The sequence below is a fragment of the Streptosporangium sp. NPDC005286 genome, assembly GCF_040607515.1.
Lineage (GTDB): Bacteria > Actinomycetota > Actinomycetes > Streptosporangiales > Streptosporangiaceae > Streptosporangium.
This window is the reverse complement of sequence record NZ_JBEXGU010000292.1, coordinates 1-6,340: the sequence shown is the minus strand read 5'-3', so window position 1 is coordinate 6,340 and position 6,340 is coordinate 1. Positions and strand designations below refer to the sequence as shown.

Below are 6,340 nucleotides of genomic sequence, written 5' to 3'. Positions count from 1 at the left end.
GTGACGGCGTTGCAGTACGACTGCGACGCCCACCCCTCGCGCCGCTGGACGCTGAGGCTGGCAGGTCCCGTACGGGAGGGCTGAACGGGCTACCAGGGCCTCGTTGGGGTTGTCGGGCAACTCGGTGAGCGGCTGGGCGACCTCGGAGACCCCGGGACCGAGGCGCGACGCCGGCCCCGCGAGAGCGTCCAGATCGAAGCCGTAGACGTCGGCCGCGTTCTCCGCGAGGATCTTCCGCAGGTCCGCCTCCGGCCAGTCGTGGAAGAGCTGGCGCAGGGACATGGTCGTGTACGGGTAGGTGCCCTCGTCGTGGGGGTAGTCGCTGCCCCACATGAACTTGTCGATGCCGAGGGTGCGGGCCGCGGCGGCGTCGGCACGCTGGGGGAAGCTCACGCCCAGCCAGACGTTCTGCCGGAAGTACTCGGTGGCCGATCTCGGCAGGATGTGCTCCGGCTTGAACCTCAGCTCACCGACCGCGCCGCTGTCGCGAATCGCCGCCAGGGTGGTGTCCAGCTGCTCCAGCAGGGGCGGCAGCCACGAGCAGCCCTGCTCGGTCAGCACGACCTTGAGCCTCGGGAGGCGCTCGAAGACGCCGGAGAGCAGCATGAACAGCAGGGGCCGCCGCGAGTAGTGGGTGATCTCGGAGAGCATGATGAGGGCGGACGACGGCAGCGGCGCGTACGCCGGCGAGCCGGTGCCGCCGTGCACGTTCACCGGAACCTCGAGTTCCTCGCACACCGCCCACAGCCGGTCGTAGTCGGGATGGTTCAGCGGCTTGATCCAGTCGACGTCCGGCGGGATCGTGGGCAGCAGCACGCCTCCGCGCAACCCGTGCTCGTTGATCCAGCGGACGTCGGCGATGGCGTCGTCGATGTCGTTGAGGAAGATCTGGCCGATGCCCGCCCGCCGTTCCGGCGCCCGCCGGCAGAACGCCTCCAGCCAGCGGTTGTGGGCACGGATTCCGGCGAGGCGGTGCTGGTACTCGTCCGGCTTGGGCGGCCGGGCGAACAGCACGAAGCTGGGAAAGAACGGGGGCACCGTGTTGGGGAAGATGACCTCCCCGACGACGCCGTCCGCGTCCTGCTGTGAGTTGCGCATCTCGTCGTCCCAGTTGCGGTACCGGCGCGTGTCACCGAGATCGCTGAACGGGTTCTTGTAGCGGCCCCGCCAGGCGTCGAAGTCGTCGTGGTACTTCTGCTCCAGGAACTCCCGGTACATCGCGTGACTTCCCCCGGCATGGGTGTCCGACGATATGACGGTATAGCGCGATTCCTGCTCTGCCATCGTGTCTCCCTGAACTCTGATTTGATCACTGTGAACCGGTGCGCGGCTCAGGCTCCGGGGCCGGCCGCCGTACCGGGACGCCAGAAGACGACGAGCTGTGCCGCCGCTCCGCAGACGCCGAGACCGACCGCGACCGCCAGGCGACCCCAGCCGCCGATGGACGGCTCCGCCAGCTCGTCCAGCGACCAGCGGCCGGGGCCCGCCCCCGCGAGGGTCGCGGCACAGACCGCGAGTACCAGCACGTACTCGTAGCCCTCGCCGGGCCGGAAGACGAAGAACCCGTTCCTCAGGTGTGTCGTGACGAGCGCCACCCCCATCACCGCGATCGCCGCGGCCGAGGCGAGGGGGGTGAGCAGGCCGAGCCCGATCAGGACGCCCGCCCCGAACTCCGTCAGGCTCGCTGTCCAGGCGTGCAGCCGGCCCGGCCGCATGCCCAGTGACTCGAACCAGCGCGCGGTCCCCTCGATCCGGCCACCGCCGAAGACGTGGTTCCAGGCGTGCATGACGAAGACGACGGCCAGCGTGAGCCTGAAGCAGAGCAGCACCAGGTCGGAGGCGCCGTCACCGGAGGTGCTCATCGAACCTGTTCGCGTGGCAGGCGCAGCACCTGCTCCGCGATCACGTTCAGCTGGATCTCACTGGTTCCCCCGCCGATCAGCAACGGCGGCACCGAGAGCAGCGCCTGGGCGGCGTCGCCGGCCTCGCCGGTGAGGACTCCGGCCCTCGAACCCAGCCAGCTCAGCTCCTTGCCGCGGATCTCGGCGGCGTTCCAGGCCGACACGACCTTCAGCACGCTCGACTCGGCGCCCGGTTGCAGGCCGGAGAGCTGCCGCACGAACGCGCGCTGGCCGAGCGCCTCGAAGGAGTTGACCTTCGCGGTCAGCACCCCGATGTCACGGACCACCGCCGGCCCGTCGACGCCCAGCGCCTCGGCGGTGCGGGCGGGATTCTCCCGGGGCCCGGACATGCCGCTCCCCATGCTCACCCGCTCGTTGCCCAGCGTGGTGCGGGCCAGCCGCCATCCCTCGCCGGGCCTGCCGACCAGGCACTCGTCGGGGACGAAGACGTCGTCGAAGAAGACCTCGTTGAAGAGGTAGCCGCCGTTGGCCTCGCGCAGCGGCCGGACCTCCACCCCGGCGGAGCGCATGTCCACCAGGAAGTAGCTCAGGCCCTTGTGCTTGGGGGCCTCGACGTCGCTCCTGGCCAGGCAGATGCCCCAGTCGGCCTCGTGCGCGCTCGACGTCCAGACCTTCTGGCCGTTGAGCACCCATCCCCCGTCGGCCTTCTCCGCCCGGGTCTTCAGCGAGGCGAGGTCGGAGCCGGCCCCCGGCTCGCTGAACAGCTGACACCAGACGATGTCGCCGAGGAGCGTGGGCATGACGAAGCGTTCGCGCTGCCGCTCGGTCCCGTGCGCGATGACGGTGGGCAGGGCCCACTCACCGATGACCGTCGACGGCTGGGTCAGGCCGGCGCGCTCGTACTCCTGGGAGATCACGACCTGCGCGATCGGGTCCGCCGCCAGCCCGTACGGCCTGGGGTAGTGCGGGGAGACCAGGCCGGCCTCGGCCAGCAGGCGACGCCGCTCGGCCTGCGGGGCCGAGACGATCTCGCCGAGCGTCTCCGCGACCCGGGCGCGCAGTCCCGCCGGCTCGTCGGTGAGGTCGACGGCCCTGGTCCGCTCGGTGACGCGGGCGAGCCGCCCGGTGCTCTCCTCCCACTCGTGCGCGGGACCCAGCAGGGTCGCCAGGCTCATCGCGCGGCGCCAGTACAGATGGGCGTCGTGCTCCCAGGTGTAGCCGATGCCCCCGAACAGGGTGACCGTCTCCAGGCCCAGCTCCGCGATACCGCCGAGGCAGGTGACCGCGGCCGAGGCGGCGGCGAACGCGAACTGCTCCCGGTCCTGGTCGACGGCCGAGGCCGCGTCCCAGGCCGCCGCCGACATGAGCCGGCTCTGGATGAACATCCTCGCGCACTTGTGCTTGATGGCCTGGAAGGAACCGACCGGCCGGCCGAACTGCTCGCGCACCTGGACGTAGCCGAGCCCGTTCTCCTGGCACCAGCGCGCGATGCCCGCGGCCTCCGCGGAGAACAGCACGGCCGCGAGCGAGCGCAGTTCGGTGCTGTCGACGGAGAGCACCCGGTCGAAGGGCACGAGCAGGCCCTCGGCCGTGACGGAACCGATGTCACGGGAGAGGTCCACTCCCGGCTGCCGGGAGACCTTGACCGCGTCCCGCTCCGCCGGCTCCAGCAGGAACCAGACGGTGCCCTCGGGAGCCTCGGCACCGAGCACCAGGTGCTCGGCGCTGAGCGCGCCGAGGACGGGCTCGGTCGTGCCGGTCACCTGCCAGCCGTCCCGCCTGCGCACCGCGGCAAGGCCCTTCGGCGTGGTGGCGCACGCGCCGGTGGAGCCGCCCGCGAAGCGCGGCAGCGCCCGGGCGCACAGGTCGCCGCCACCGTGCCGCGCGACGACCAGGCTGGTCAGCAGGGTGGGGAGCAGCGGGCCCGGCATCAGCCCCCGCCCGGTCTCCTCCAGCACGACGGCGAGCTCGACGAGCCCGGCGTCGTCGCCGCCGTACTCGGCGGGCAGGTGCATGGCGAGGATGCCCTGCTCCACCAGATGGCTCCAGACCGACGGCCACACCCCGGCGGCCAGGTCCTCGAACTCGGCCCGGGTCGACTCGGAGCTCACGTGGCGGGAGGTGAACCCGGCGATGGACTCGGCGAGCGCCTGCTGGTCCTCGGTCAGTGCGATCGACATCGTCTCGTCACCTGTCCAGCTTGAGGATGCGCCGGGTGTTGCCGGAGAGGAACTTCGGCCACACCTCGTCCTTGAAGGGCACGCCCGGCATGTCGGTGAAGATCCGCTCCAGGGAGAGCCCCATGGGGAAGTAGCCGGCGTAGAGGATCTTGTCGGCGCCCCGGGTGTTGGCGTACCTGATGATGGCCTCGGGGTAGTGCTTGGGAGCGAAGGCGGAGGTGGAGTAGTACAGGTTCGGCCACTTGAGCATCAGCTTCACCGCGAGCTGCTCCCAGGGCTCACAGCCGTGGCGGGTCACCATGACCAGGTCGGGGAAGTCGTACATGACGGTGTCGATCCGCGACACCTCCTGCGGGGCGAACTTCAGCCTCGGCCCGGGGATACCGGCGCACACGAAGATGGGGATGTCGAGTTCCACGCAGGTCGCGTAGACCGGGTACATCTTCGGATCGTCGATCGCGACCTGCGGGAACGTCCCCGCGGGGAACGACCCCACGGCGCGGATCCCGTACTCCTCGTAGTCTCGCCTGATGGCGGCCACGCTGCCCATCACGTCGTTGGGGTCGTCGACGTTGCCCGAGGGGATGAAACGGTCGGGGTAGCGCTTCAAGGCCGCCCGCGACACCTCGTCCGACACCCCGATCATGCCCTGGACGATGCCGAAGCGGTCCATCTCCCGCAGGGTGAGGCCGATCGGGTCGTCCGCGGGGAGGTCCTTGGGGACCTGCTTGAACATGTACTCCGCGGGGAACTGCATCTCCTCCAGCGACCCTCGGTCCCTGGTCTGCCTGCGGATGAAGTCGTACTGCGAGAAGTCCTTCTGCGGGAATCCGATCATCGTGTCGATGACGGGCACTCCGGACGGCATGGCCATCGTGAGCTCCTTTTCAGTCCTGGCTCGGTACTCTGAAACAGGATTTCAGTTTCGTCAAGAGGTGAGCACCACTTCACCTGCTAACAGCAGGTGAGCTCGATGCTTGCCACAACTGAAATCCCGTTCTACATTGCATGCGGCGGCCCAAGAAGGCCGCGCGTGACAACCGGGAGGTACGAACCCGTGGCTGACCTGCCCTTCAGGTACTTCGACTGCGACAACCACTACTACGAGGCGCTCGACGCCTTCACCCGCCATCTGGAACCCCGGTTCGCCAAGCGAACGATGCAGTGGGCCACGATCAACGGCAGGACCCGGCTCCTGGTCGGGGGCCGGGTGAACAAGTTCATCCCCAACCCGACCTTCGACCCGGTGGCCAAGCCGGGTGCCATGGACGAGTACTTCCGCGGCCGCAACCCCAAGTCGGCGGGGACCCTCGAACTCTTCGGCGAGCTGGAGCCCATCCGGCCCGAGTACCGCGACCGTGACGCGCGCCTCGCGCTCATGGACGAGCAGGGCATGCAGGGTGCGATCTTCCTGCCGACCCTCGGTGTCGGCATGGAGCAGGCGCTCCTGCACGACGTGCCCGCGCTCACCGCGGCCTTCCGCGCCTTCAACCGCTGGCTCGCCGAGGACTGGGGATTCGCCTACCGGGAGCGCATCTTCGCCGCGCCGTACATCACGCTGGTCGACCCCGACAACGCGGTCAGGGAGCTGGAGTGGGCGCTTGAGCGGGACGCCCGCTTCGTCGTCATGGTGGGCGGGCCCGTCATGACCCCCGGCGGCGGCAGGTCACCCGCCGACCCGATGTTCGACGGCTTCTGGGCGCGGGCGAACGAGGCCGGCATCACCGTGCTCTACCACGGCGGCGACTCCTACTACAGCAAGTACCTGGCCGACTGGGGCGAGAGCGAGTTCACCGAGGCGTTCCGCGCCAGCCCCTTCCGCGGCCTGGTCTCGGCGAACTCCCTTCAGGACACCATCGCAAGCATGCTCGCCAACCGGCTGTTCGAGCGCTTCCCCCGGCTGCGGATCGCCTCGATCGAAGTGGGCTCCGACTGGGTCTTCCACCTGTTCGACAAGCTCAAGAAGTCCTTCGGCCAGACCCCGTACCTGTATCCCGAGGACCCGCGCGAGACGTTCAGGCGGCACATCTGGGTGGCCCCCTTCTACGAGGACGAACTGGGCGCGCTGCGCGACCTCATCGGCGTCGACAAGATCTTGATGGGATCGGACTATCCGCACGTCGAGGGCCTGGCCGACCCCGGCTCCTACATCAAGGACCTGGAGAACTTCCAGTACACGGCCGAGCAGAGCAGGCGAGTGATGCGGGACAACGGTCTCGAACTCGCCACGCGGCTGCCGGCCTGACCCGGACCGAGCCGGACCGTGGTCCGCGGGCCCGGACGGCATGCCGTCCGGGC

At 69.5% G+C, this 6,340-nt stretch carries 5 protein-coding genes; 1 reads left to right on the top strand and 4 read right to left on the bottom strand.

All coding sequences use genetic code 11. The features are described 5' to 3' along the window. From ABZU75_RS44670 to ABZU75_RS44655, 4 genes are all read right to left on the bottom strand, one after another. A partial coding sequence (locus tag ABZU75_RS44670) for an amidohydrolase family protein (protein ID WP_355569035.1) occupies positions 1-1,284 on the bottom strand: 1,284 nt, incomplete at its 3' end. Positions 1,285-1,331: 47 nt separating this feature from the next. Then, positions 1,332-1,862 carry a DoxX family protein gene (locus ABZU75_RS44665; RefSeq protein WP_355569032.1) on the bottom strand — a complete coding sequence of 177 codons (531 nt, stop codon included), beginning with the start codon at positions 1,860-1,862 and terminating at the stop codon, positions 1,332-1,334. Then, the gene (locus ABZU75_RS44660; protein ID WP_355569029.1) at positions 1,859-4,042 is read right to left on the bottom strand and encodes an acyl-CoA dehydrogenase; all 2,184 of its coding nucleotides are present in this window, start codon (positions 4,040-4,042) and stop codon (positions 1,859-1,861) included. Before ABZU75_RS44660 ends, ABZU75_RS44665 begins: the two co-directional genes overlap by 4 nt. Before the next feature lie 7 nt (positions 4,043-4,049). Then, the gene (locus tag ABZU75_RS44655) at positions 4,050-4,916 is read right to left on the bottom strand and encodes an amidohydrolase family protein (protein ID WP_350927141.1); all 867 of its coding nucleotides are present in this window, start codon (positions 4,914-4,916) and stop codon (positions 4,050-4,052) included. Between the two features lie 183 nt (positions 4,917-5,099). On the opposite strand from ABZU75_RS44655, the gene ABZU75_RS44650 reads away from it, so the two are divergent. Next, on the top strand, positions 5,100-6,287 hold the full coding sequence (locus ABZU75_RS44650) for an amidohydrolase family protein (protein ID WP_355569025.1): 1,188 nt from the start codon (positions 5,100-5,102) through the stop codon (positions 6,285-6,287). The last annotated feature ends 53 nt before the right edge of the window (positions 6,288-6,340 follow it).